At 73.1% G+C, this 24,900-nt stretch carries 21 protein-coding genes and 1 pseudogene; 5 read left to right on the forward strand and 17 right to left on the reverse strand.

All coding sequences use genetic code 11. The features are described 5' to 3' along the window. The first annotated feature begins 214 nt into the window (after positions 1-214). A complete protein-coding gene (locus tag ABT001_RS04995; RefSeq protein ID WP_351272510.1) occupies positions 215-1,324 on the forward strand; it encodes a citrate synthase 2 in 1,110 nt (369 codons plus the stop codon). On the opposite strand, the gene ABT001_RS05000 is transcribed toward ABT001_RS04995, so the two are convergent. After that, the gene (locus tag ABT001_RS05000) at positions 1,294-2,130 is read right to left on the reverse strand and encodes a helix-turn-helix domain-containing protein (RefSeq protein ID WP_351272513.1); all 837 of its coding nucleotides are present in this window, start codon (positions 2,128-2,130) and stop codon (positions 1,294-1,296) included. The two genes, ABT001_RS04995 and ABT001_RS05000, sit on opposite strands and share 31 nt — an antisense overlap. Beyond that, complete coding sequence (locus ABT001_RS05005) at positions 2,127-2,906, reverse strand: peptidoglycan-binding protein (RefSeq protein ID WP_351272516.1); 780 nt, start codon at positions 2,904-2,906, stop codon at positions 2,127-2,129. The genes ABT001_RS05000 and ABT001_RS05005 overlap by 4 nt, the downstream gene beginning before the upstream one ends. A 303-nt stretch (positions 2,907-3,209) precedes the next feature. Between ABT001_RS05005 and ABT001_RS05010 the strand changes: the two genes are divergently transcribed. Next, complete coding sequence (locus ABT001_RS05010; protein WP_351272518.1) at positions 3,210-3,656, forward strand: peptidoglycan-binding domain-containing protein; 447 nt, start codon at positions 3,210-3,212, stop codon at positions 3,654-3,656. Between the two features lie 94 nt (positions 3,657-3,750). On the opposite strand, the gene ABT001_RS05015 is transcribed toward ABT001_RS05010, so the two are convergent. Together ABT001_RS05015 and ABT001_RS05020 are read right to left on the reverse strand one after the other, a co-directional pair. Next, a complete protein-coding gene (locus tag ABT001_RS05015) occupies positions 3,751-4,707 on the reverse strand; it encodes an STM4015 family protein (RefSeq protein WP_351272521.1) in 957 nt (318 codons plus the stop codon). Between the two features lie 71 nt (positions 4,708-4,778). Further along, positions 4,779-5,660 (reverse strand): LysR family transcriptional regulator, encoded by an 882-nt coding sequence (locus tag ABT001_RS05020; RefSeq protein ID WP_351272523.1) that lies wholly within the window; start codon positions 5,658-5,660, stop codon positions 4,779-4,781. Positions 5,661-5,757: 97 nt separating this feature from the next. Between ABT001_RS05020 and ABT001_RS05025 the strand changes: the two genes are divergently transcribed. Further along, positions 5,758-6,123, forward strand: a complete 366-nt coding sequence (locus ABT001_RS05025; RefSeq protein ID WP_351272525.1) for a YybH family protein — start codon at positions 5,758-5,760, stop codon at positions 6,121-6,123. 99 nt (positions 6,124-6,222) lie between these two features. Here ABT001_RS05025 and ABT001_RS05030 read toward each other — a convergent pair whose 3' ends face one another. From ABT001_RS05030 to ABT001_RS05080, 11 genes are all read right to left on the reverse strand, one after another. Then, a complete protein-coding gene (locus ABT001_RS05030) occupies positions 6,223-6,801 on the reverse strand; it encodes a TetR/AcrR family transcriptional regulator (RefSeq protein WP_351272527.1) in 579 nt (192 codons plus the stop codon). Further along, positions 6,789-7,526 carry an enoyl-CoA hydratase family protein gene (locus tag ABT001_RS05035; RefSeq protein ID WP_351272530.1) on the reverse strand — a complete coding sequence of 246 codons (738 nt, stop codon included), beginning with the start codon at positions 7,524-7,526 and terminating at the stop codon, positions 6,789-6,791. The genes ABT001_RS05030 and ABT001_RS05035 overlap by 13 nt, the downstream gene beginning before the upstream one ends. 92 nt (positions 7,527-7,618) lie before the next feature. Then, on the reverse strand, positions 7,619-9,196 hold the full coding sequence (locus tag ABT001_RS05040; RefSeq protein WP_351272532.1) for a 4-coumarate--CoA ligase family protein: 1,578 nt from the start codon (positions 9,194-9,196) through the stop codon (positions 7,619-7,621). An 85-nt stretch (positions 9,197-9,281) separates the two neighbouring features. Then, positions 9,282-10,445, reverse strand: coding sequence for an acyl-CoA dehydrogenase family protein (locus ABT001_RS05045; RefSeq protein WP_351272535.1), 1,164 nt, complete (start codon positions 10,443-10,445; stop codon positions 9,282-9,284). After that, positions 10,442-12,412, reverse strand: a complete 1,971-nt coding sequence (locus tag ABT001_RS05050) for an acetyl/propionyl/methylcrotonyl-CoA carboxylase subunit alpha (RefSeq protein ID WP_351272538.1) — start codon at positions 12,410-12,412, stop codon at positions 10,442-10,444. The genes ABT001_RS05045 and ABT001_RS05050 overlap by 4 nt, the downstream gene beginning before the upstream one ends. 9 nt (positions 12,413-12,421) lie before the next feature. Then, on the reverse strand, positions 12,422-14,017 hold the full coding sequence (locus tag ABT001_RS05055) for an acyl-CoA carboxylase subunit beta (RefSeq protein WP_351272541.1): 1,596 nt from the start codon (positions 14,015-14,017) through the stop codon (positions 12,422-12,424). Beyond that, positions 14,014-15,717 carry an acyclic terpene utilization AtuA family protein gene (locus tag ABT001_RS05060; RefSeq protein ID WP_351272544.1) on the reverse strand — a complete coding sequence of 568 codons (1,704 nt, stop codon included), beginning with the start codon at positions 15,715-15,717 and terminating at the stop codon, positions 14,014-14,016. Before ABT001_RS05060 ends, ABT001_RS05055 begins: the two co-directional genes overlap by 4 nt. Beyond that, positions 15,714-16,520: a TIGR03084 family metal-binding protein gene (locus tag ABT001_RS05065; protein ID WP_351272547.1), complete on the reverse strand. Its 807-nt coding sequence runs from the start codon at positions 16,518-16,520 to the stop codon at positions 15,714-15,716. The genes ABT001_RS05060 and ABT001_RS05065 overlap by 4 nt, the downstream gene beginning before the upstream one ends. A gap of 154 nt (positions 16,521-16,674) precedes the next feature. Next, positions 16,675-16,842: a hypothetical protein gene (locus ABT001_RS05070; RefSeq protein WP_351272549.1), complete on the reverse strand. Its 168-nt coding sequence runs from the start codon at positions 16,840-16,842 to the stop codon at positions 16,675-16,677. Between the two features lie 68 nt (positions 16,843-16,910). Beyond that, positions 16,911-17,429 (reverse strand): DinB family protein, encoded by a 519-nt coding sequence (locus ABT001_RS05075; protein ID WP_351273055.1) that lies wholly within the window; start codon positions 17,427-17,429, stop codon positions 16,911-16,913. A 90-nt stretch (positions 17,430-17,519) separates the two neighbouring features. Beyond that, complete coding sequence (locus ABT001_RS05080; protein WP_351272552.1) at positions 17,520-18,479, reverse strand: EamA family transporter; 960 nt, start codon at positions 18,477-18,479, stop codon at positions 17,520-17,522. Between the two features lie 161 nt (positions 18,480-18,640). Between ABT001_RS05080 and ABT001_RS05085 the strand changes: the two genes are divergently transcribed. Further along, positions 18,641-19,561, forward strand: coding sequence for a LysR family transcriptional regulator (locus ABT001_RS05085; RefSeq protein ID WP_351272554.1), 921 nt, complete (start codon positions 18,641-18,643; stop codon positions 19,559-19,561). A gap of 199 nt (positions 19,562-19,760) precedes the next feature. Next, positions 19,761-19,955 (forward strand): annotated as a pseudogene (locus ABT001_RS05090) (alkene reductase); the annotation flags it as partial. An 11-nt stretch (positions 19,956-19,966) separates the two neighbouring features. Here the strand turns inward: ABT001_RS05090 and ABT001_RS05095 are convergent. Further along, entirely contained in the window at positions 19,967-22,780 is a 2,814-nt protein-coding gene (locus tag ABT001_RS05095; RefSeq protein WP_351272557.1) for an FAD-binding and (Fe-S)-binding domain-containing protein, read from the reverse strand. A 157-nt stretch (positions 22,781-22,937) separates the two neighbouring features. Beyond that, a complete protein-coding gene (locus tag ABT001_RS05100; protein WP_351272559.1) occupies positions 22,938-24,704 on the reverse strand; it encodes an LCP family protein in 1,767 nt (588 codons plus the stop codon). Between the last annotated feature and the right edge of the window lie 196 nt (positions 24,705-24,900).

Below are 24,900 nucleotides of genomic sequence, written 5' to 3' on the forward strand. Positions count from 1 at the left end.
GGAGGCGGACACGGAAGACGGAGTGGCATCTGCTGTGGGCACGGGGCCATCCTGCCGCAGCGGGCCGGTTCCCTGCGGGGAGGGGCGCGATCGCCCGTCCACGAGCCGGGACGCTGTGCCCGACGTCACCCTTCCCCGCATCGTGGTAACCCGCCAGTATCGTGGAACGGCCTCCGTGGCCGTCCGCCAGCCGCCGAGTCGAGGGAGCCGCCCCATGTCCGACTTCGTACCCGGACTTGAAGGAGTCGTCGCGTTCGAGACGGAGATCGCCGAGCCCGACAAGGAGGGCGGCTCGCTCCGTTACCGCGGCGTCGACATCGAGGACCTCGTCGGCCATGTGTCGTTCGGCAACGTCTGGGGTCTGCTGGTGGATGGGGCGTTCAACCCCGGTCTGCCGCCCGCCGAACCGTTTCCGATCCCCGTGCACTCCGGCGACATCCGTGTCGACGTGCAGTCCGCGCTCGCCATGCTGGCGCCGGTGTGGGGCCTGAAACCGCTGCTCGACATCGACGAGCGGACCGCGCGCGACGACCTGGCGCGGGCCGCCGTGATGGCCCTGTCGTACGTCGCCCAGTCGGCCCGGGGCCAGGGCCTGCCGATGGTCCCGCAGAGCGAGATCGACAAGGCGGAGTCCGTGGTCGAGCGGTTCATGATCCGCTGGCGCGGCGAGCCGGACCCGAAGCACGTCAAGGCCGTCGACGCCTACTGGACGTCGGCCGCCGAGCACGGCATGAACGCCTCCACGTTCACCGCCCGTGTCATCGCGTCGACCGGCGCGGACGTCTCCGCGGCCCTGTCCGGGGCGGTGGGCGCGATGTCGGGCCCCCTGCACGGCGGGGCGCCGTCCCGGGTCCTCGGCATGATCGAGGAGATCGAGCGGACCGGCGACGCCACGGCGTACGTGAAGCAGGCGCTGGACAAGGGCGAGCGGCTGATGGGCTTCGGCCACCGCGTCTACCGCGCCGAGGACCCCCGCGCCCGGGTCCTGCGGCGCACGGCCCGTGAGCTGGCCGCCCCGCGCTTCGAGGTGGCGGAGGCCCTGGAGAAGGCGGCCCTGGAGGAGCTCCACGCCCGTCGCCCGGACCGTGTCCTGGCGACGAACGTCGAGTTCTGGGCGGCGATCGTGCTCGACTTCGCCGAGGTCCCGGCCCACATGTTCACGGCGATGTTCAGCTGTGCCCGTACGGCGGGCTGGTCGGCGCACATCCTGGAACAGAAGCGGACCGGCCGTCTGGTGCGCCCCTCGGCGACGTACGTCGGCCCGGGAACCCGCGACCCCCGCTCGATCGCGGGCTACGACCAGCTCGCCGATCTGGGCAACTGACCCGGCCGGGGCGCGCGGCCGGTGAAGCACTCCTTCCCGTCTCCCGCCCCGGGCCGGAAGCAGGCCCGGAGCACGGCTCCCGGGCGGACGGCGACCATCGCGGTGTAGACGTACGACCCCGCGTCCGTCTCGTCCATGACCTCCGCGCTCCGGGGCGGACCACCGCTCGCGGTCACCTCGATCCGGTCTCCGGTGCTCGTCCCCCACGTCCGGGCCCAGCCGGCTCCGCAGTCGGCGCTGTACCGCAGCTCCACCCTGGCTCCGGTGGCCGTCCGGTACGAGGCGAGGGTGGCCGGCGGCCCCAGGGCGCAGATCATGTGCATCGGGTTCTTCCCCTCGCAGGCGGCTCCCCGGCACCGGTGTCCGGGCGGGGACGGCTGCCGGCCGTCGTCGCCGCCCAGCAGGAGAAGGGCCGCCGCGAGGCCCCCGACGGTCACGGCACCCACCGCGGCGAGCAGGGTCACGACGGTCCTGCGGCCGGCCCGGCCGCGGGGCGGCGTGCCCCCTGCCGGGGGCGGGGGCGGCGTGACCGTGCCGGCCACCACCGCCGCGCGCCCGCTCCCCCGTGATTCCGCGAGCTCCCACAGCGCCAGGCACCGCCCGTCCTGTTCACCGGCGAGACCGCACAGGGCCCGCACCGCCTGACGCGGGGGCAGCGCCTTGCCGTTGAGGTAACGGTCCCAGGACGACTTGCTGTACGGGGTGCGGTCCGCCAGACCCGCCAGGCTCAGTCCGGTGCGCTTCTTCAGTTCCCGCAGCGCCGTGGCCAGACGCGCGTGCTCCGGCGACGGACCCGCCCCCGTCACGGCAGGGGCGCTTCCCGCAGGGCCTGCCAGGTGTGCGGCCCGATGATGGCGTCCACGACCAGGCCGTGCCGTTGCTGGAAGCGCTGGACCGCGCGTTGCGTCACCGGGCCGTGGATGCCGTCGACGGTCCCCGGATCACTGCCCGCCCTCTTCAGCAGGCACTGCGCCTCGGCCACCTCCGGACCGGCGTGGCCGTACGCCACGACGGCGTCCAGGGTGCGGCTGTTGCCCGCGTACCAGAGGCCGTCCCTGCGCTCCGGGCGGCAGGTGTACACGGCCGGCGTCGAGGCGACGGGCCGGGCGCCGGGAGCGGCCGTGGCCCCTGACCCACCGTCCGTGTGCCGCACGGCCAGGAGGACCGCCGCCGAGGCGGCCAGCACCAGGGCGACCGCCCCCGCCACGAACGCGACGCGCGGCGCACGCCTCCACGGCCCGGCCGCCCGGCTCCCCGGCGGCGCCGCTCCCGCTCCCGGTCCCGGTCCGGCGGTCTCCGGCGCGGCCGCGCCGCCGGCCCTCCACGCCTCGGTGGCGACCTCGTGGAGTACGAGCAGCCGGGTCGGATCCTCACCGGCGATCCGTGCCAGCGCCTCGACGGCCTCCCGGGGCGGCAGCGATCCGGCACCCAGATACCGCTCCCACGACCGTGGGCTGTACCCCGTCCTCGCTGCCAGCTGACGCGTGCTCAGTCCGCTGTGGTCCTTCAGCCGGCGCAGCCGGACCACCAACTGCCGGACATCGGAATCCACTTCGGCGGGCAGCTCTTTCCAACGCGACATGTTCCCCCGTTCGCGTGCACGGCCCCTGGCCCGGGCCCCCGTTCGCCCTTCGCATTCTGCACCAGCGACCGCGCCCGCCCAGGACGCGCGAGGCACGGGACCGGCTGCCCCCGGGCCGGCCGTCCCGGCGTCCCACCGTCCCGGCCGACCGACACCGAGGGTGGCGTCTTCGCAGGTCAACAGGGTAAACATCCCATGGGTGCGTCACTTCCGCGGCGGCTCTGGCGGCGCTCGCCATCCGCCCCGCAGTCTTGGTGCCGAGCCGGCCGCCACGGTCGGATCCACCCATGAGGAGGAAAGCGAATGCAAACCTTGACGAGGGCGTTCGTCGGAGTCACCACTGTCATCGCGCTCGCCGGCGGAAGCCTGGCGGCCGCGGGTACCGGCTTCGCCGCGACCGAGCAGACCAGGCAGCCGGTGACGAACTCGGTGGCCGCCGCCCCGCTCGCGGTCGTCAACCTCGGTCTGAACAGCACGCAGGCCAAGAAGCTCCAGCGGGACCTGAAGAACAACTGGGGCTACAAGGGCGCCATCGACGGGCAGCTCGGCACCAGCAGCTGGAAGGCGATGCAGCGCTACCTCAAGGCGAACTGGAAGTACACCGGCTCCATCGACGGAGTCGTCGGGAGCGGCACGGTGAAGGCGCTGCAGCGCTGGCTCAAGAAGAGCTGGGGCTACAAGGGCGCCATCGACGGGATCGCCGGAGCGGGGACCAAGGCGGCCCTCGCGCGGTACTGCGACTCCCGCTGAGCCCGCCTCGGCCCACACGCCGTACGCACCGGAGGCCTGGCCCGCCTCCGGTGCGTACGCACGCCCGGCCCGTCGGCTTCACGACGGGGCGGCGTCACTCGGCGGCGGCGATGTAACGCCCGTCCCCCTCGTCATCGTCGTCGTACTCGTCCTCCTCCTCCCGCCCGGAGAGGTCGACCCGCACCCCCGCCGGTTCGAGGGTCTCCCGGATCCGCGCCGTCATGGCGTCGCTCAGGAAGTGGTGGTGCAGGTCGAGCGAGCGCAGGTGGGTGAGCGGCTGCCCGTTCAGCAGCGCCTCCGCCCCGGCGTCCCCGAGCGTCCCCAGCGACAGGCTGAGCGATTCGAGGCGGGCGACGACGGGTGCGTGAGCCACGGCCGCCGCGATCTCGTCCTGGAACTGGCTGTTCTGCAGCCCCAGGTGCCGCAGCGCGGGGAACCGCGCGCCCTCCAGCAGCGGCGCGAGGTCTTCCAGGGTCGTGTCGCAGCCGTAGTACTCGTCGCCCAGCCACAGCTCCAGGTGCTCCAGGGCCGGCAGATCGGAGTCCAGGACACCACGCACCACCCCGGCGGGCAGCCCGCCGCACTCGAAGCGCAGGGTGCGCAGCGCCTCATGGCGCACCGCGGTGAACTCCAGGCCCGCGCTGCCCCGTACCGCAAGCTCCCGCAGCCGGGGGTAGGCCGTGAGGACGGGCGTGACGTCGGACTGCTCCATCCAGGAGAGTTCGGACTGTTCGGCGACGATGTCGCCGAGGAACAGCGCCTCCAGACCGACGAGGCGCGAGCTCGCCTCCGCGAGCGTCCCGGTCATGCTGCCCATGCCCCACTCGGTGTACCACGGGTAGCCGATGATCAGCGCGCGTACGTCCTCGGCCGGCATGGTCGAGAGGAAACGCTCCCAGTAGTCGTCCGAGCCTTCTTCACCGTCCATGTCCCCGAGCTCGATGCGCCAGGCGACGGCATCGGCGGCGGGCATGTCCTTGCTCCGGGTGAACTGCGGGAAGGTATGAGCGGGCAGGCCGTGGAGGTGCTCCACATGATCGATCACATGCATCCTTCGGTGGAGTGAGCGCTACAACTCCCGTTGTTCTACCAGCAGGTGACGACACCACCGCTGCCCCCTCCTCACTGCGCGGCGAACGCCCGCCGCCCGTGCGCGAGGAGTTCGCGCACGGCGGGGTTGCGCGTACTCCGCCACACCAGCGCGAGCAGCGCCGGCGTCTCGACATCCGCGATGACGCGGGCGGTGAGCCGGTCGCCGTAGCTCGCGGCCATCGACTCGCTGAGGACGGCGACCCCGAGCCCCCGCGCGGCGAGATCCGCGAGGGCGTCCGCCGCACTGGCCTGCAGCGCGATCACCGGCCGGAGGCCCTCGGCGGCACAGGCGCGGTCGAGGAGCGCACGGAGGCCGGTACCGGGTGGCATGCAGATGAGAGGCCGGGCCACCAGGTCGCGCAGGGTCACCCGTTGCTGACGAGCCAGCGGATCCCCGTCCGGTACGGCGGCGACGAGCCGCTCGCTGATGATCGTCAGGGCCTCCAGCCCTTCGGGGGCGGGAGCGGCGGTGCCGATCAGGGCCAGATCGACGGCTCCGGCGCGCACACCGTCGACGAGCCGGTCGGAGTTGTCCTCCAGCAGCGAGATCTCGACCCCGGGATGGGCCCGGTGGAACGCCGCGAGGGCGTCGAACAACGGGGTTACGGTGCAGCCGATGACCATCCCGACGGTGAGCCGGCCCCGGATCAGCTCGGCCACCTCGCCCACCGCCTGCCCCACCGCCTCGGCTGCGGCCAGCGTGGCGCGGGCGTGTGCGAGCGCGGCCTTTCCGGCGACGGTGAGGGCTGCGGTGCGCGAGGACCGGTCGAACAGCTCGGCGCCGAGCTCCCGTTCCAGCCTGCGGATCTGGGCGCTCACCCCGGACTGGCTGATGTGCACCCGCTCGGCGGCCCTGGTGAAGTTCCGCTCCTCGGCGACGGCGACGAAGTATTCCAGCTGCCTCAGGTCCATGACCGTTGATTCTAGTTACCAGAAGAACCATCTGTTGGACTTCTGGAAGGGGGCCTGGCCACGCTGGAGGTGACAAGAACCGGACCAGGAGGAAACCGTGCCCGAGTACGAGAAGGCCCAGCGCCCCGAGGACATCACCCGCCTGTTCGTCGAGCGGTCCAACGCCGGCGACGCGGCCGGGGTCGCCGCCCTCTACGAGGCGGAGGCGGTGCTGGCGTACCCGCCCGGCGAGGTGACGGTGGGGCGGGAGGCCATCCGCGCGCTGTGGGCGAAGGTGCTGGCGGGCCGCCCGCACTTCGAACAGGAGCCGCCCCTGCCGACCCTGATCAGCGGCGACATCGCCCTGACGTCGACCCCGCCGAAGGACGGAGCCGGAGCGCGGGCCCAGGTCGTCCGTCGCCAGCCCGACGGAACCTGGCTGCGAGTCCTCGACCAACCCGAGTTCACCCCACCCACCCCCTGACCCGTCACTGGGAAGTCACGGACACCCATACCGGACATATACCCCCCGAATCCGTCTGTAACTTCCCAACGAGCGGGGGCGGGGGGTGGCGGGCGGGGGTTAGGGCAGCGTCTCGTTCAGTAGTGCCGTCCATTGGGTGACCACTCGGCTTCGCCTCGCGGTGTCGTCCGTCAGGAGGTTGGCGAGGCCCAGGCCCCGGGCCATGTCGAGGAGGCCCTGCACCGTCTCGCGCACCCCGGGGCGGGTCTCGTCGGCGCCGAGGAGTTCGACGGCGATGCGGTGGGTCTCGCGGCCCACGCGTGCTTCGAGTTCGGTGACGCGGGGGCGGAGCTGCGCCTCGTTGGACGCGGCGACCCAGAGCTGGAGCGCGGCACGGAAGAGCGGGCCGGTGTAGAGGTCGACGAGCGCGGCGACGACCTCGGCGCGGCCCTGGACGGGCAGGGCGCGCAGGGCGGCGGAGCGTTCCTCGGCGACGTACTCGACGGCGCCGGTGAACAGGTCCTCGCGGGTCGGGAAGTGGTGCTGGGCCGCGCCCCGGGAGACCCCCGCGTGTTCGGCGACGACGGAGACGGTGGAGCCCGCCCAGCCGCGTTCGGCGAGGCAGGCGACCGCCGAGGCCAGGAGCCGCTGCCGGGTGGCGCGGCTCCTGTCCTGCTTCGGGGGCGTCACAGCACCCATGCGGGATCCCGTCGTTCCAGGAAGGCCGTCATCCCCTCCCGTGCGTCGTCGGAGGCGAAGAGCGCCGCCGAGCGGGCGATGAGGTCTTCGGCGTGTCTGTCGAAACTCCGCAGCACAGTAGCCGTGACCAGCTCCTTCGATGCGGCCAGCCCCTGCGGTGACGCCCTGCGCAGTCCGTCCAGTACCGGTTCGAGCGCCTTGTCCGCGTCGTCGGCGGCGACACTCACGAGGCCGACGCGGGCCGCTTCGGCCGCGTCGAAGCGTTCCCCGGTGAGGTAGTAGCGGGCTGCGGCGCGCGCGTCGAGGCGGGGCAGCAGCGGCAGGGAGATCACGGCGGGGGCGAGGCCCAGACGGGACTCGGTGAGGGCGAAGGAGGACTCGGGGCCCGCGACCGAGATGTCACACGCCCCGAGCAGGCCGAGGCCGCCGGCCCGGACGTGCCCGGTGACCCGGGCGACGACGGGCTTGGGCAGGGCGACGAGGCGCCGCATGAGGGCGACGAGTTCGTGCGGGTCGGGCGGTGCGGTGAGGTCGGCGCCCGCACAGAAGGTGTTGCCGGTGTGGGTGAGGACCACGGCCCGTACGGAGGCGTCGGCTGCACAGGCGTCGAGGGCCTCGGCGAGTTCACCGACGAGTCGCGCACTCAGGGCGTTGCGGTTGGCCGGTGAGTCGAGGGTGAGGGTGGCGATGCCGCGGTCGTGGACGGTTGGGGCGAGCAGTGTCATGCGGTTCGTCTCCTTCTACCGTGCCGTCCGCCCGCGCCCGCCCACCGGGCCGGACGCGGAAGGGAAGTGGTCACGCACGCGGGCACCCGCGGTCATCGCGGCTTCCCCCGGTCGCGCAGCTCGCGCCGCAGGATCTTGCCGGAGACCGCGCGCGGTACGGCCTCGATGAATTCGGCCCGTCTGACCTTCTTGTACGGGGAGACCCGGTCGGCGACGTGTGCGATGACGTCCGCCTCCGTGAGGTCCCCGGCGCCGGGGCCCCGGACCACGTAGGCCTTGGGGACCTCGTTGCCGTCGGCGTCGTACACGCCGATGACGGCGGCGTCGGCGATGTCCGGGTGGGTGAGGAGGAGGGCCTCCAGGTCGGCGGGGGCGACCTGGTAGCCCTTGTACTTGATGAGTTCCTTCACGCGGTCGACGACGTACAGCCAGCCGTCCGTGTCGACCCGGCCGACGTCCCCGGTGTGCAGCCAGCCGTCCTCGTCGATCATGGCGTCGGTGGCCTCGGGGCGGCCGAGGTAGCCCTTCATCACCTGGGGGCCGCGGATGAGGATCTCGCCGTCGGTGCCGGTGCCCACGTCGATGCCGGGATCGGTGAGCGAGACGATCCGCATCTCGGTGCCGGGCAGCAGCTTGCCGACCGTGCCGGGCGGCGGGTTCTCCGCGGCGAGGGGGACGACATGGGTGCCGGGCGAGAGTTCCGTCATGCCGTACGCCTGCCGTACGGCGGGGACGCCGAGCCGGGTGGAGCAGGCGGCTGCGAGTTCGGCGTCGAGCGGGGCGGCGGCGCTGACGATGTACTCCAGCGAGGAGAGGTCGTAGTCCCCGACGAGCGGGTGCTTCGCGAGGGCCAGCACGATGGGCGGGGCGACGTACAGGCCGGTGATGCGGTGGTTCTGGATCGTTTCGAGGAACTGGGCGAGGTCGAAGCGGGGCAGGACGACGACCGTGGCGCCGTAGCGCAGCGGCCCGTTCATGAGCGCGGTCAGACCGTAGATGTGGAAGAACGGCAGCACGGCCAGGATGCGGTCGCGCTCGCCCAGCGGGACGAAGGGTCTCAGCTGTTCCAGGTTGGTGGCGATCGAACGGTGGGTGAGCATCACGCCCTTGGGGGTGCCGGTGGTCCCGGAGGAGTACGGGAGTACGGCGACGTCCTGGGCCGGGTCGAAGGTGATGTCGGGTTCGGGGGCCGTGGAGCCCAGCATGTCGAGTACGGAGGTGTGGCCCTCGGCCTGGTCGCAGACGAAGATCTCCTCGATGCCGCCCGCGAGTTCGGCGGCCCGGCGGGCGACGTCGAGGAGGGGGGACACGGTGACGATCCAGCGGGCCGCGGAGTCCCCCAGCTGCTTGGCGAACTCCTCGGCGGTGGCGAGCGGGTGGATGGTGGTGACGGTGGCGCCGGCCCGGCTCGCCCCGTAGAAGACGGGCGGGTAGGCGATGGTGTTCGGGCTGTGCAGGGCGAGGACGTCGCCCTTGCGCAGGCCCGCCGCGGCGAGGTGGGCGGCGATGCGCCGGTGGAAGGTGTCGAGCTGGCTGTACGTGACCGTCGTCCCGTCGGTCCCGTCGATCAGGGCGGGGGTGTCACCGAAGTCCGCGGCGTTGCCGAGGACGGCCTCGTGGATGGGTGTCTCGAGGGGCGGGACGTCTGCGTACTCGCTGTGGAACACCATTCTTCGGTCCCCTTCGACGCGGGTGGAGAGCCAGAATCGCCCCTGCGGGGGCGGTTGGGGAGACCTGGGACATGGCGCGATGCCGTCAGTACGACTTCGGCAGGCCCAGGGTCTGGTGGGAGACGTAGTTCAGGATCATCTCCCGGCTGACGGGTGCGATACGGGAGACCCGCGCCGCCGTGATGAGGGAGGCGAGCCCGTACTCGCGGGTGAGGCCGTTGCCGCCCAGGGTGTGGACGGCCTGGTCGACGGCCCGGACACAGGCTTCGGCGGCGGCGTACTTCGCCATGTTGGCGGCCTCGCCGGCGCCTGTGTCGTCGCCGTCGTCACAGAGCTTCGCGGCCTTCTGCATCATCAGCCGGGCGAGCTCCAGCTCGATGTGCGCCTGGGCCAGCGGGTGGGCGATGGCCTGGTGCGCGCCGATGGGGGCGCCCTTCCAGACGGTGCGGGTCTTCGCGTAGTCCACGGCCCGTTCGACGGCGTACCGGCCCATGCCGATGGAGAAGGCGGCGCCCATGATGCGTTCCGGGTTCAGCCCCGCGAAGAGCTGGAGCAGGCCCGCGTCCTCCTCGCCGACGAGTGCGTCGGCGGGCAGCCGTACGTCGTCGAGGACCAGCTCGAACTGCTTCTCCGCCGCCTGGAGTTCCATGTCGATCTGCGTGCGGGAGAAGCCCGGGGCGTCGCGGGGGACGATGAAGAGGCAGGGTTTGAGGCTGCCGGAGCGGGCGTCCTCGGTGCGGCCCACGATCAGGGTGGCGTCGGAGATGTCGACGCCGGAGATGAAGACCTTGCGGCCGCTGAGGATCCAGTCCCCGCCGTCCCGGCGGGCGGTCGTGGTGATGCGGTGCGAATTGGATCCGGCGTCGGGCTCGGTGATGCCGAAGGACATGGTCAGGGAGCCGTCGGAGAGGCCGGGCAGCCAGGTCCGCTTCTGCTCCTCGGTGCCGAAGCGGGCGATCACGGTGCCGCAGATCGCCGGGGAGACGACCAGCATGAGGAGGGGGCTCCCGGCGGCCCCCAGCTCCTCCAGGACGATGGACAGCTCGGCCATGCCGGCGCCCCCGCCGCCGTACTCCTCGGGGAGGTTGACGCCGAGGTAGCCGAGCTTTCCGGCCTCCTCCCACAGCTCGCGGGGGTGCTCGCCCCTGCGGGCCAGGTCGGTGCTGTAGGCGCGGCCGAAGCGCTTGCCGAGTGCGGCGACGGCGGCGCGGAGGGCCTGGTGCTCCGGGGTTTCGAGGACGGTGCTCATCGGGTCGTCTCCTCCTGGGGCGCGGACTGGGGCGCGGACGTGGGGGCCTGTACGACGGCGAGCAGTACGCCGACCTCGACCTGGAGTCCTGGGGCGGCGTGGAGCGCGGTGAGAGTGCCGGCGGCGGGGGCGAGGATGCGGTGCTCCATCTTCATCGCCTCCAGCCAGATCAGCGGCTGCCCGGCCTCGACGGCCGCACCCGGCGCGAGCCCGTCCGCGAGGCGGACGACGGTGCCGGGCATGGGTGCGAGCAGGGAGCCGGGTTCGGTGCGTTCGGCGGGGTCGGTGAAGCGGGGCAGGGCGGTGAAGGCGTACGAACCGGCGGCCGTGTCGACGTGGGTCCGGTCGCCGTGGGTGGTGACCGTGAAGTGCCGGGTGACGCCGCCGGATTCGAGGGTGACCGTGCCGGGGCGTGCGGTGACGACCCGCTCGCCGGTCCCCGGTGCGGGGACGCCGTCCCGGCCGGTGCGGTAGGCGATCTCGTACTCCGTGCCGTCGGGCTCGCTGCGGTAGCTCCTCGTCTGCGGCTGCGAGGCGAGGTTGCGCCAGGCGCCGAGGCGGACGGGGCCGGTCGGGGAGGCCGCCCGGGCCAGGGCCGCCGCGGTGGCGGCGAGCCGGCGCGCGGAGTCCTCGCCGGGGGTGCCGGTGGCCGTCAGGGCGGCCAGGTGCCGGTCGTAGAAACCGGTGTCGAGGCGCCCCGCGGCGAAGTCCGGGTGGCGCAGGGAGCGTACGAGCAGCTCCCGGTTGGTGACCGGTCCGTGGACGCGGGCGCGTTCCAGGGCGCGGGCGAGGAGCCGTACGGCTTCGGTGCGGGTGGGGGCGTGGGCGATGACCTTGGCGAGCATCGGGTCGTAGTGCACCCCGACGGTGTCACCGCCGGTGTAGCCGGTGTCGAGGCGGACGCCGGGCCCTTCGGGCACGTCGAGCGTGTGCAGGGCCCCGGTCTGCGGCTGCCAGTCCCTGGCCGGGTCCTCGGCGTACAGCCGGGCCTCGACGGCGTGCCCGGAGGGCTCCGGGGGCGTGGCCGCGGGCAGGGGTCCGCCCTCCGCGACGCGCAGTTGCAGGGCCACGAGGTCGAGGCCGAACACCGCTTCGGTGACGGGGTGTTCGACCTGGAGCCGGGTGTTCATCTCCAGGAAGTAGGGGCGGCCGTCGGCCGATACGAGGAATTCGACGGTCCCCGCGCCCCGGTAGCCCACCGCCTGCGCGGCGGCTACCGCCGCGTCGTGCAGCCGCTGCCTCAGTGCGTCGTCGAGGCCCGGCGCCGGGGCCTCCTCGATGACCTTCTGGTGGCGGCGCTGGAGCGAGCAGTCCCGCGTGCCGAGCGCCCACACGGTGCCCTGGTTGTCCGCCATGACCTGGACCTCGACGTGCCGGCCGCGCTCGACGTACGGCTCGGCGAAGACCTCGCCGTCGCCGAAGGCGGAGGCGGCCTCGGCCGAAGCGGCCTTCGAATCGGCGGGCAGGGAGGCCAGTTCCCGTACGATCCGCATCCCGCGTCCGCCGCCTCCCGCCGCCGCCTTCAGCAGGAGCGGCAGATCGGCCTCGGTGGCGCTCCCCGGGTCCACGGGGGCCAGGAGCGGCACACCGGCGGCGGCCATCAGCTCCTTGGCCCGGGTCTTGGACGCCATCAGCTCGATGGCCTTGACCGGCGGCCCCACCCAGACGAGTCCGGCGTCCTGGACGGCCCTGGCGAAGCCGGCGTTCTCCGAGAGGAACCCGTAGCCGGGGTGTACGGCGTCCGCTCCGGCGGCGAGCGCGGCGGCGACGACGAGGTCGCCGCGCAGATACGTGTCGGCCGGTGCGGCCCCCGGCAGGCGTACGGCGGTGTCGGCCTCCCGGACGTGCAGGGCGTCGGCGTCCGCGTCGGAGTACACGGCGACGGTGGTGATGCCCAGCTCACGGCAGGTACGGAAGATCCGGCAGGCGATCTCGCCCCGGTTGGCGACCAGCAGTGCGGTGATCATCGGTTTCCCTCACATCCGGAAGACGCCGAAGCCGCGCGCGCCTTCGACCGGTGCCGTGTGGATCGCTGACAGGCACATCCCGAGGACGGTCCTGGTGTCGCGCGGGTCGATGACCCCGTCGTCGTACAGCCGTCCCGACAGGAACATCGGCAGCGACTCCGACTCGATCTGCTGTTCCACCATGGCGCGGAGACCGGCGTCGGCCTCGTCGTCGTAGGGAAGTCCCTTGGCGGCGGAGGAGGCGCGGGCGACGATCGAGAGGACGCCCGCGAGCTGCTGGGGGCCCATGACCGCGGACTTGCTGCTGGGCCAGGCGAAGAGGAAGCGGGGGTCGTAGGCCCTGCCGCACATGCCGTAGTGGCCGGCGCCGTAGGAGGCGCCCATCAGCACGGACAGGTGCGGGACCCGGGAGTTCGACACCGCGTTGATCATCATCGCGCCGTGCTTGATGATGCCGCCCTGCTCGTACTCCTTGCCGACCATGTAGCCGGTGGTGTTGTGCAGGAAGAGCAGCGGGATGTCGCGCTGGTTGGCGAGCTGGATGAACTGCGCGGCCTTCTGCGACTCCTCGCTGAACAGCACCCCCTGCGCGTTGGCGAGGATGCCGACGGGGTAGCCGTGGAGGCTCGCCCACCCGGTGACCAGGCTGGTCCCGTACAGCGGTTTGAAGGCGTCGAAGTCGGAGCCGTCGACGAGCCGGGCGATGACCTCTCGGGGGTCGAAGGGGGCCTTGAGGTCACCGGGCACGATCCCGATCAGCTCGTCCTCGTCGTACTTCGGCGGTTCGGCGGGGACCGGATCAGGATGTGCCTTGCGCCAGTTGAGCCGGGCGACGATCCGGCGGGCCTGGCGCAGCGCGTCGTGCTCGTCGACGGCGTAGTGGTCGGCGAGGCCCGACGTGCGGGCGTGCATCTCGGCGCCGCCGAGCGACTCGTCGTCGCTCTCCTCGCCGGTGGCCATCTTGACCAGGGGCGGTCCGCCGAGGAAGACCTTCGAACGCTCCTTGATCATCACGGTGTGGTCGGACATCCCGGGGACGTACGCCCCGCCGGCCGTCGAGTTGCCGAAGACCACGGCGACGGTGGGGATGCCGGCGGCGGACAGCCGGGTGAGGTCGCGGAAGAGCGCCCCGCCGGGGATGAAGATCTCCTTCTGCGAGGGCAGGTCCGCGCCCCCCGACTCGACCAGTGAGACGCAGGGCAGCCGGTTGGCGAAGGCGATCTCGTTGGCGCGCAGGGCCTTCTTCAGGGTCCAGGGGTTGGAGGCTCCGCCGCGTACGGTCGGGTCGTTGGCCGTGATCAGGCACTCGACGCCCTCGACGATCCCGATCCCGGTGACGAGGGAGGCGCCGACCGCGTAATCGCTGCCCCAGGCGGCCAGTGGCGACAGCTCCAGGAACGGGGTGTCCGGGTCGACCAGCAGCTCGATCCGTTCGCGGGCCAGGAGCTTGCCGCGCCCCCGGTGCCGGGCCACGTACTTCTCACCGCCGCCCGCCAGGGCCTTGGCGTGCTCGGTGTCCAGCTCGGCGAGCTTCGCGAGCATGGCCTCGCGGTGGGCGGCGTATTCAGGTCCCGCGGTGTCGAGTGCGGTGGGCAGGACGGTCATGCGTTCACCTCCGGTGCGTCCAGCAGCTGTACGGGGACGGTCATGTGCCGGGACCTCAGCCACTCCCCCACGGCCTTGGCCTGCGGATCGAAGCGCGCCTGGGCGGCGACGCCCTCGCCGAGGAGGCCGTGGACGGTGAAGTTGAGTGCCCGCAGCCGGGGCAGGACATGGCGTACGACGGTGAGTCCGGCGGTCTCCGGCAGCAGTTCCCGGAACCGCCGGACGGTCAGCTCGTGGGCCAGCCACCGCCAGGCGTCGTCCGTGCGGACCCACACCCCGACGTTGGCGTCCCCGCCCTTGTCGCCGCTGCGGGCGCCCGCGACATGCCCGAGGGGTGCGGTGCGGGTGGGCCCGGCGGGCAGCGGGTCGGGGAGGCCCGGTTCCGGCACCTCGTCGAGCTCGCGGTACGGGCCGGCCGCCGGGATCACCTCGCGCGCCCCGTCGGGCAGGACGGCGACGTGAGGGACGTCATCGGCCGGTACGTACGCCGCCTCGAACACCCCGTACGGCGCCCCCTTCCCGGGCGGGGCGGTCACGTGGAAGCCGGGGTAGCTGCCGAGCGCCAGCTCGACGGCCGCCCCGGACACGGCACGGCCGACGGCCTCCGCGTCCGGGTCGCGCACGACGAGCCGGAGCAGGGCGCTCGCGGTCTCCTCGGTCGCGGCGTCGGCCCGGTCGGTGCGGGCGAGCTCCCACCGCACCTCGGCGGGTTTCGTCCCGGCGCGGTCCAGGGCGTCGGCGAACTGGGCCCGTACGAGACGGGACTTGGCCTCGATGTCGAGTCCGGTCAGCACGAAGACGACCTCGTTGCGCCACCCGCCGAGCCGGTTGAGCCCGACCTTCAGCGTGGGCGGCGGGGCCTCGCCGCGTACGCCGCTGATCCGCACCCGGTCCGGCCCGTCCCCCGTCAGCGTCACGGTGTCGAGCCGGGCGGTGACGTCGGGCCCTGCGTAGCGGGCGCCGCCGGTCTCGTACAGCAGTTGCGCGGTGACGGTGCCGATGTCGACGACCCCGCCCGTACCGTCGTGCTTGGTGATGACGCTGCTGCCGTCCTCGTGGATCTCGGCGAGCGGGAAGCCGGGGCGGCGGATGTCGTGGTCGCCGAAGAAGGCGTAGTTGCCGCCCGTGGCCTGGGTGCCGCACTCCAGGACGTGTCCGGCGACGACGGCCCCGGCGAGGGCGTCATGGGCGTCGGGACCCCAGCCGAAGTGGGCGGCGGCGGGCCCGGTGACGAGGGCGGCGTCGGTGACCCGGCCGGTGACGACGATGTCGGCACCGGCGCGCAGGCAGGCGGCGATGCCTCCGCCGCCGAGGTAGGCGTTGGCGGTGAGGTAGCCGTCGGGCACGGGTCGGCTGTCGCCTTCGACGTGCGCGACGCGCACCGGTACGCCGGTGCGGTCGGCAAGTTCGCGCACGGCGTCGGCGAGTCCGGCCGGGTTCAGCCCGCCGGCGTTGGCGACGATCTTCACGCCCCGCTCGTGGGCGAGCCCGAGGTTCTCCTCCAGCTGCCGCAGGAACGTCGAGGCGTACCCGCGCTTCGGGTCCCTGAGGCGGCTCCGGCCGAGGATCAGCATGGTGAGCTCGGCGAGGTAGTCGCCGGTCAGGACGTCCAGCGGGCCGCCGGTCAGCATGTCGCGCACGGCGTCGAAGCGGTCGCCGTAGAAGCCGGACGCGTTGCCGATGCGCAGGGGCCGGGTCACCGGTCCGTCTTCCTGGGGCGCCCGGGACCGGCGGGTCCTGCGAAGGCCTGCGCGATGTCCAGCCACCGGTCGGCGTCGGCGCCCGCCGCCTCGACGGCGAGGTCGTCGCGGTGGGCGCGCTGGGTGACGAGGAGGCAGAAGTCGAGGAGCGGCCCGGTGACCCGCTGGGCGGCGTCCTCGGGGCCGTAGGCGTGCGACTCGCCGTCCCCGGCGCGCAGTTCCACCCGGAACGGCTCGGCGGGCGGTTCCAGTCCGCGCACGAAGTAGGCGTAGTCCCGGGCCCGTACGCCGATCCTGGCGACGTGCCGCAGCCGGGCGGTCGGCTTCCTGGTCACGCCCAGTGCGTCGGCGATGTCCTGGCCGTGCGCCCAGGTCTCCATGAGTCGCGCGGTCGCCATCGAGGCGATGCTCATCGGCGGCCCGTACCAGGGCAGTTTCGTCCCGGCGGGGGCCGCGCGCAGGGCCTCCTGGAGCCGGGCCCGCCCTTCCCGCCACTCCACGAGCAGCGCCTCGGGGGTCAGGGCGGTGACGGCTTCCTCGGCCGCTTCGTCGACGAAGGTCCGCGGGGCGGCGAGCGCCTTCTCGACCTCGGCGGCGAAGGCGTCGGGCTCGGTGGCGGCGGTCAGGGCCACCTCGTCGGTCCAGTTGAGGTGGGCGATCTGGTGGGCGACGGTCCAGCCTTGGGCGGGGGTCGGAGCGGACCACTCGGTCGCGCTCAACCCCGCTACGAGCAGGTCGAGTTCGTCGCTCTCCTCACGCATGTCGTCGAGCACGGCGGCGGTCACGGCCGATGCGTCGGGCACGGTGCGCTCCCCTCGGGGCGTGGCGGTGTGCCCCGGAGCATGCCAGCGCCCCACAAAACAAGCAAGCATGCTTGCATGATTTCATCGGGACGGAGCGCCGACCGGGACCGGACCAACCGTCTTCACCCTCGACCTACGGGAGGACCTGGCCGGCTCACTCCGTGCGGTCGCCCTCGGCCTGCGAGGGTTCGGTGCGGGGGACGTCGGGGTGTGTCTCGGGGGCGCGGCCCCGCTCGGCCCGCTCGTCCCGTTCGCCCTCGGCCTGCGAGGGGGTGTGCGAGTACAGCCCGTCGTACTCGTCGGTGCCCTTTGCCGATCCCATGCGCGGGCCTCCTTCCTTCGCTCCCCTCCATCGTGCGCCCCGCGCCCGCTCCTGGCGCGGCGGGCTCGTCACTGCCCCTGGGACGCCGCCTCGGCCATCCTCGCCGTGGTGCTGGCACCGTCCAGTGCCTCGCGGATGATGTCGGCGTGACCACTGTGGTGGGCGATCTCGCGGAAGATGTGCCACAGGACGCGCCGGACGGTCCAGACGACCGGCTCGGGGGGCGACCAAGGGTACGAGGGCAGCGTGACCTCGCGGTCGAGGTCCGCCTCCTCTCGCACCGTGCGGTCGAACGCGGCCGACGCCGCGTGGAAGGCCTCCAGCAGTCCGGCCACCGTCTCGCCGTCGGTCATCCGGTTGCCGTCGGGGTCGAGGTCCGCCCAGCCGACCTCGGCGGGGGCGGTGCCCTCGACGACGTCGAGCCAGCTGCGCTGCACGAGTCCGAGGTGCTTCAGGAGCCCGCCCAGGGTCAGTTCGCTGACCGTCGTCCGGGCGCGGGCTCCGGCGTCGTCGAGCTTCGCGACGGTGTAGAGGAAGTTGGTGCGCTGATCGGTCACGAGCGCGAGCAGGTCGTCGCGTTCCGGCATGTGTGCTCCCAGGTCGGCCATCGCGACCACCCTAGGATCGGACGCCCCGCCGCGCAGGCGGAACGGACAGGTCGCCCGGTGCGTCGGGTCTCACCGCTTCCGGGAGCCCCGCGTCTGGCTGCGTACCGCACCCATGCTCGCGCCGATGACCAGGGCGATGGCCAGGGCGTCCGTGGAGGAGAGGGCCTGGTCGAGGATGAGAAAGCCCGCCGTGGCCGCGATGGCCGGTTCGAGGCTCATCAGGATCGCGAAGGTGGGCGCGGGCAGCCTGCGCAGGGCCATGAGTTCGAGGGTGTACGGGAGGACCGAGCTCAGCAGCGCCACGGCGACGCCCAGGGCCAGTGTGGAGGGGACCACGAGCTTCGAGCCCGCTTCCATGATGCCCAGCGGCAGCGAGAGGACCGCCGCCACCACCATGGCCAGGGCCAGCCCGTCCGCCTGCGGGAAGCGGCGGCCCGTGCGTGCGCTGAAGACGATGTACGCCGCCCACATGACGCCCGCGCCCAGGGCGCACGCCGCCCCGACCGGATCCAGCCGGTCGAAGCCCCCGCCGCTGAGCAGAGCGACACCGCCGAGCGCCAGTACCGCCCAGACGAGGTTGATCAGGCGGCGGGAGGCGACGACGGACAGGGCCAGCGGACCCAGCACCTCCAGCGTGACGGCGGCGCCCAGTGGGATGCGGTCGACGGCCTGGTAGAAGAGCGTGTTCATCCCGCCCATCGCGACGCCGAACGCCACCACGGTGCCCCAGTCGGCGCGCGCGTACCCCCGCAGCTTCGGCCGGCAGAGGATCAGCAGCACGAGCGCGGCCGCGGCGAGGCGCAGGGTGACGACGCCGAACGCTCCGGCCCTCGGCATCAGCAGGACGGCGACCGCCGCCCCGAACTGGACGGAGAGCCCGCCCGCCACCACCAGCGCGACCGGCCCGAGTGCGGCCTTCCGGGCGCCTGGACGCCCCGGCCGGCCGTGTCCGGGCTCATCGAGCGCGGACACCACCTCGGGTACGGCGACGGCAGCGGCCGGCTCTGCGGCAGCGCGCGGGTCGTTCACCGGAAACCTTTCCTTCGGTCCATCGACGTACACAGAAGTGCATTGAACTGCACCGGAGCGTCCACGATACGGTACCGATCGGGGGTCGCTTCCCTCCTCACCGTAGGGACCCGCGCGCCTTCCGTGAAATGCCTACTGGGCTCCCGTTATGCTCCGCGGGCATGAGCACTGGACCGGACACGGAGAACATCCGCCGCAGTATCGAGATCCGTCATCTGCGGACCTTCCTCGCTGTCGCCGACGAACGCGGCGTCACCCGCGCCGCCGCCCTTCTCCAGGTGACCCAGCCCGTCGTCTCCCGCAGGCTCGCGGCCCTGGAGAAACACCTGGGCGTCCGGCTCGTCGACCGCTCCACCCACCACCTCGCCCTCACCCCCGAAGGCATCGCCTTCCGCGACAAGGCGGCCGTCGCGGTCAGCGCCTTCGACGAGGCTCTCACCCCGGGGCGCCCGCAGGACCGGCCGCTGCGGCTCGGGCACGCCTGGTCCGCGCTCGGCCCGTACACCACACCGCTGCTGCGGGCCTGGCAGCGGCGGTACCCCAGGACCCCGCTCGAACTCCTGCGCATCGACGACCGCACGGCCGGACTGACCCGCGGCGAGGTCGACGCGGCGCTGCTGCGCGGGACCGTGGACACCCCGGGTCTCGTCACGGAGGTGCTGTTCACCGAGGACCGGGTGGCCACCGTGGCCGCCGACGGCCCCCTCGCCGCCCGCACCTCCCTGTCACTGGCGGATCTGGCCGGTGACACGGTCGTCCTGAACACCGTCTCGGGCACCACGACGCTCAGCCTGTGGCCCCCGCACGCCCGGCCGGCCGCCACCGTCACCGTCGCCAACACCGACGACTGGTTCGCCGCCATCGCGGCCGGGCGGGGCGTCGGAGTGTCGGGCACCTCCACCGCGCGGATGCACCCGTACGCGGGGGTCACCTATGTGCCGCTGGACGACGCCCCGCGGCTCTCCGTCCTGCTCGCCCGCCGGGACGGGCCCGGCCATCCCGCGCTGCCCCGACTGGCAGCCCTGGCACGGGAGATCGTCGCGCGCGAACAGCGGACGCCGCCGGAGGATTCCGCCCCGTGACGGGACCGGAGCGGGAACGGAGCGGTCGCGGCCGGCTTCGGGGACGTACGGGAGATCTTCGGCGCCGTGCACCCAGAGGCGCCGTGCACCCAGACGGATTCCCGGCGCAGGTGGCCGAGGCGGTCCATGCCGGAGGCGGACGCGTCTTCGCCCAGATCATGCGCGGCGGCCGGATCTCGCACCCTGAGACCACGGGCCCGGGAGGGCGGAAGCCGACCACTGGCTGGGTCTGGGCGCCGACCTGATCGCCTTCGGCCGCAGCTTCCTCTCCAACCCCGACCTGGTCGAACGCCTTCGCGCGGACCTGCCTCTCGCCCCCGCCGACGAGGCCACCTTCTATCAGGGCGGCGACGCCGGGTACATCACCTACCCGTCGTACCAGCACGCGGCCTGACCACCCCCGGCTCACTCCCGGTGTCCGGCCTCCCGCTCCTCGTCGAGCCCCTCCGCGAGTACCTCGGCGAGGTGCCGGGCCCGGCGCCCGGCCAGGTGCTCCAGCTGGGTCCGGCAGGAGAAGCCGTCGGCCAGCAGCTCCGTGCCGGGTTCCGTCGCCCGCACGGAGGGCAGGAGCTGGTCCTCCGCGCAGGCCACCGAGACGTCCCAGTGCCCCTTCTCGAAGCCGAAGTTGCCGGCCAGCCCGCAGCAGCCTCCGCTCAGCTCACCGCTGAGGCCCGCCCTTTCGCGGAGCCCGCGCTCGGCCGCGTCGCCGAACACCGCGTGCTGGTGGCAGTGGGTCTGGCCCGCGATCCGACGGTCCAGCCGGGGCGGCGCCCACTCCGGGGCGTGCTCCTCCAGATACTGCGCCAGGGTCCGTACGGAGGCGGCGAGCCCGGCCGCACGCGGGTCGTCGGGCAGCAGCTCGGGCAGGTCCGTGCGGAGGGTGGCGGCGCAGCTCGGCTCCAGCACGACGAGCGGGCCGCCCAGGGCCGGGCCCATCCGGTCCAGGGTGCGGCGCATGACGGCGCGGGCCGTGTCCAGCCGGCCCGTCGACACATAGGTGAGACCGCAGCACACGCCCCGGGCGGGCAGCACGGGCGTCCTCCCCGCGGCCTCCAGGACCCGTACGGCCGCCCGGCCGACCTCGGGCGAGAGGTGGTCGGTGAAGGTGTCCGGCCAGAGCAGGACGGCCGGCCCGTCCGTCCGGGCGCGGCGGCGGCGGAACCAGGACCGGAACGTCCGCCGCGCCAGGACCGGCAGCCCGCGCCGCCGGTCGATGCCGCCGAGCCGCTTGGCGAGCGCGGCGAGCGGGCCGATCCGCGCGAGGGCGTTGAGCGTCCCGGCGAAGGGCGCCGCCGACCGCAGCCACCGGGGGAGCCCGCCCATCGCGTAGTGCGCGGCGGGGCGCCGACGGCCCTTGTAGTGCTGGTGGAGGAACTCCGCCTTGTACGTGGCCATGTCGACGCCCACCGGGCAGTCGGTGCGGCACCCCTTGCAGGACAGGCACAGGTCGAGGGCGTCGCGTACCTCGGTGGAGCGCCAGCCGTCCGTGATCACCTCTCCCGCGAGCATCTCGTGGAGGAGCCGGGCGCGGCCCCGCGTGGAGTGCTCCTCCTCGCCGGTCGCCCGGAAGGAGGGGCACATGACGTCCGGGCCCGCCGTCGCCGTACGGCATTTGGCGACGCCGACGCAGCGGCTGACGGCGGCGGAGAAGTCGCCGCCGTCGTGCGGATAGCCGAAGGCCACGTCCACGGGGCGGCCGGGGAGCACGGCGAAGCGGAGGTTCTCGTCGAGGCGTGCGGGGCGGGCGAGGATGCCCGGGTTCAGGCCGCCGTCGGGGTCCCAGAGGTCCTTGAACCGGGTGAACAGGCCGACCATCTCGTCGCCGTACATCCGGGGCAGCAGTTCGGCCCGCGCCTGTCCGTCGCCGTGTTCACCGCTGAGTGACCCGCCGTGCGCGACGACGAGGTCGGCCTGGTCCTCGGAGAAGCGGCGGAAGCGGGCCACGCCCTGCTCGGTCCGCAGGTCGAAGTCGATGCGCACGTGGATGCAGCCGTCGCCGAAGTGCCCGTACGGGGTACCGCGCAGGCCGTGTCCGGCGAGCAGGGAGCGGAAGTCCCGCAGGTACGCCCCGAGTCGGGCGGGCGGCACGGCGCAGTCCTCCCAGCCCGGCCAGGCCTCCGTGCCGTCCGGCATCCGGGTCGCGGTCCCCGCGGCGTCCTCCCGGATGCGCCACAGGGTCCGCATGCCGGCGGGGTCGGTGACGACGGTGCCGTCCAGGGCGTCGGCCGCGCGCAGGATCCGGTTCGCGTGGGCGCGTGCCTCGGCGGGGGTGTCGCCTCCCGTCTCCACGAACAGCCAGGCGCCGCCCCGGGGCAGCCCGGCCGGTTCGCGTACGAGGTCGGCGGCCATGCCCTCGACGGTGAGCGGGCCGTACGGGAGGAGGCCGGGGGCCGCTTCGGCGGCGGCCGACTCGTCGGCGTAGCCGAGGACGGCGAGTGCGCGGGCGGCCGGGGTCTCGACCAGGCGGACGGTCGCCTCGGTGACGACGGCCAGGGTTCCCTCGCTGCCGCAGAGGGCGCGGGCGAGGTCGGGGCCGCGTTCGGGGAGCAGCGCGTCGAGGGCGTATCCGGAGATGCGGCGCGGGAGGTCGGGGAAGCCGGTGCGCAGGAGGGCGAGGTGGGCGGCGGTGAACGCGTGGAGGCCCTGCGGTGCGTCGGACAGGCCCCGGCCGAGGTGGAGGCTCTCGCCCCCGCCGTACCGGAGGGCGCGCAGGCTCCGGACGTTGTCGGCGGTGGTGCCCCAGGCCACGGAGTGGGAGCCGCAGGAGTTGTTGCCGATCATTCCGCCGAGCGTGCAGCGGCTGTGGGTCGACGGGTCGGGGCCGAAGGTCAGCCCGTGCGGGGCGGCGGCGGCCCGCAGGTCGTCCAGGACGACACCGGGCTGGACGACGGCGGTACGGGAGGCGGGGTCCAGGGCGATGATCTGCCGCATGTGGCGGGTGAAGTCCAGGACGACGCCGGTGCCGGTGGCCTGACCGGCGATGGAGGTGCCACCGCCGCGGGGCACGACGGGGGCGGCGTGCTCCCGGCAGACGCGGAGGGCCTCCGCGACGTCCGCCGCGTCGCGTGGGGCCACGACGGCGTGGGGGACGCGGCGGTAGTTCGACGCGTCCATGGTCGTCAGGGCGCGGGCGGTCGCGCCGGGGTCCACCTCGCCGCGGACGGCCCGGGCGAGGGCTCGGGTGAGGTCGGGGTGTGGATGCGCGTGCGGGGCGGGCATGGGGCCAGCATGCCCGTTCCGGGGCCGGGGCTCGGGTGCGCCGGGGCGTGGACCCATGGGCCGGGCCCGGCGCGAGGTGCCGTCGTCACAGGCCGGACGGGCCGGGAGGCGCCGACCGGCCGGCTGCGGGATACGCCGGGCCGGCCGGAACCACGCCCTACTTCGCGCAGACCGCCTTGTCCGCTTCCACGCGCTGGATGTCGTCCGGTGCCTTCGCCGGGGCCGAGAGCGGGCTGCCCGCCTTCGTGAAGTCCGGGCCCAGGGTCAGTGTCATCGGTTCCATCTCGCCGGCGTCCGTCGTCGTCGGCTTGAGGGCCGAGGCCGACAGGCCCATCATGTCGGCGAGCCGGCGGGCCTGGTCCGCCTGGTTGGGGGCGTAGACGAGCTGGGTCTTCTTCACGTCCTCAGGAGCGTTCGCCTGGTTCGTGGACTTCAGCACGCCCTGTTCGTTCTGCAGCCAGTCCAGGGCGTTCTGCGCGGAGCCGGAGGGGGCGCCACCGTTGAAGACGTCGACCCGCACGTCCGCCGCCGCGGCCATCTCGCCCTTCAGCTTGGCCTGTTCCTTGGCCTTCGCCTCGGCCTTCTCCTGCTTCTCCACCGCGGTGAAGGAGACGTCCTCGCGCACCATCGAGAAGACCTGCTGCGCCTTGGCCTCGTCGAGGATGACGGTGGCCTTGTCGTTCGGGTTGTCCAGCACCGGGACCGTGGTGAACGTGATGTTCTTGGGGTCGACCGACGCCAGCTCCATACCCAGCTTGCGCAGCTGGTTTATGTCGCCGATCTTCTCGTCGACGGTGAGCGCCTTGGTGGCGGCCTCCGCGAGCGACCACATCTTGGTGGGGCTCGTCAGGGTGTCGTTGGACTTCAGCTTGCGCATCAGCGAGCCCAGGAACTGCTGCTGGATCTCGATGCGGCTCAGGTCGCTGCCGAATCCCACGGAGTGCCGGGTGCGCAGGAAGGCCAGGGCCTGCTCGCCCTGGAGGGTGTGCTCCCCCTGGGACAGCTTGAGGTGGGAGTCCTTGTCGTCGATGTCCTTGGCGAGGCAGACGTCCACGCCACCGACGGCGGACGTCAGGGACTTGACCGCGTTGAAGTCGGCCACCATGAAGTGGTCGACCTCGATGCCGGTGAGCTCGGTGACGGTGCGCATGGTGCAGCTGGGGGTGCGCTCGGACTGGCCGAGGCTGGTGTTGAAGCGTCCGCCGGGGGTCGCGGGGATGTCCTTCTCCTCCCCGCTCTCCAAGGTCGTCGGGCAGACGGGGATGTCGGCTATCAGGTCACGCGGGATGCTGAGCGCGGTCGCGTTCGTGCGGTCCTTGGAGACGTGGAAGAGGATGTTGGTGTCGGCGTGGCCGACGCTCCCCGCGTCCCCGTAGCCCTCGTTGCCCTCGCCGGTCCGCTTGTCCGTCCCGATGACGAGGACGTTGATCGGCCGGTCCTTGCTGAAGCCACCGGTGCCGGCCCCGTCGGTGGAGACGGCGGTGATGTTGCCGTTGAAGTGCTGGTACACGAAGTAGCCGGCGGTGCCGACGCCCACCATCAGGAAGGCGAGCGCGCCGCCGGTCCACACCAGGGCCTTCTTCTTACGGGACTTCTGGGGCTTCGCCTTGCGGCGTCCGGTGGCCGCCGGCGCGGCGGCGCGGCTGCCCTGCTTCCGGGACTCGTCCCGCTCCCCGCGTCCGCCCCCGGCGCCCCGGCGTCCACCGCGCTGACCGGGCACGGTGGCCCGGTCTCCGGGCGGCGCCGCCTCCGGCTTCGACCTGCGGCGCGGCCCGGGTGTTCTGGCACCGGACGTGCCGGTCGGCACGGATGATCGCCCTGGGGAGGCGGTCAGTCGCAGTTCGTAATCACCGGTGTCGGGGTTGAGTACCCACTGGTCTGCGGGGTCCATACCCTCGTCCCGCCCACGGCCTTGCGCGTCCACGGTTGCCTGCGTCCTCCGTCGGGGCCACGCGGCGCCTCCCCCTTCAAGGCGCGCGGTGTGTCTTACGGCAGTGCCGACCTGGCAGGCCGACTGCACCGGAGCGCTCACACTAGCTGGCCACCGGCCCAGGGGCGACGATCGTAATAAATCAAGCTTCACACAGGGGACATACCGCCACATTTCCTACTACTCGCCC

It is taken from the genome of Streptomyces sp. NPDC002793, from assembly GCF_040295485.1.
GTDB lineage: Bacteria > Actinomycetota > Actinomycetes > Streptomycetales > Streptomycetaceae > Streptomyces.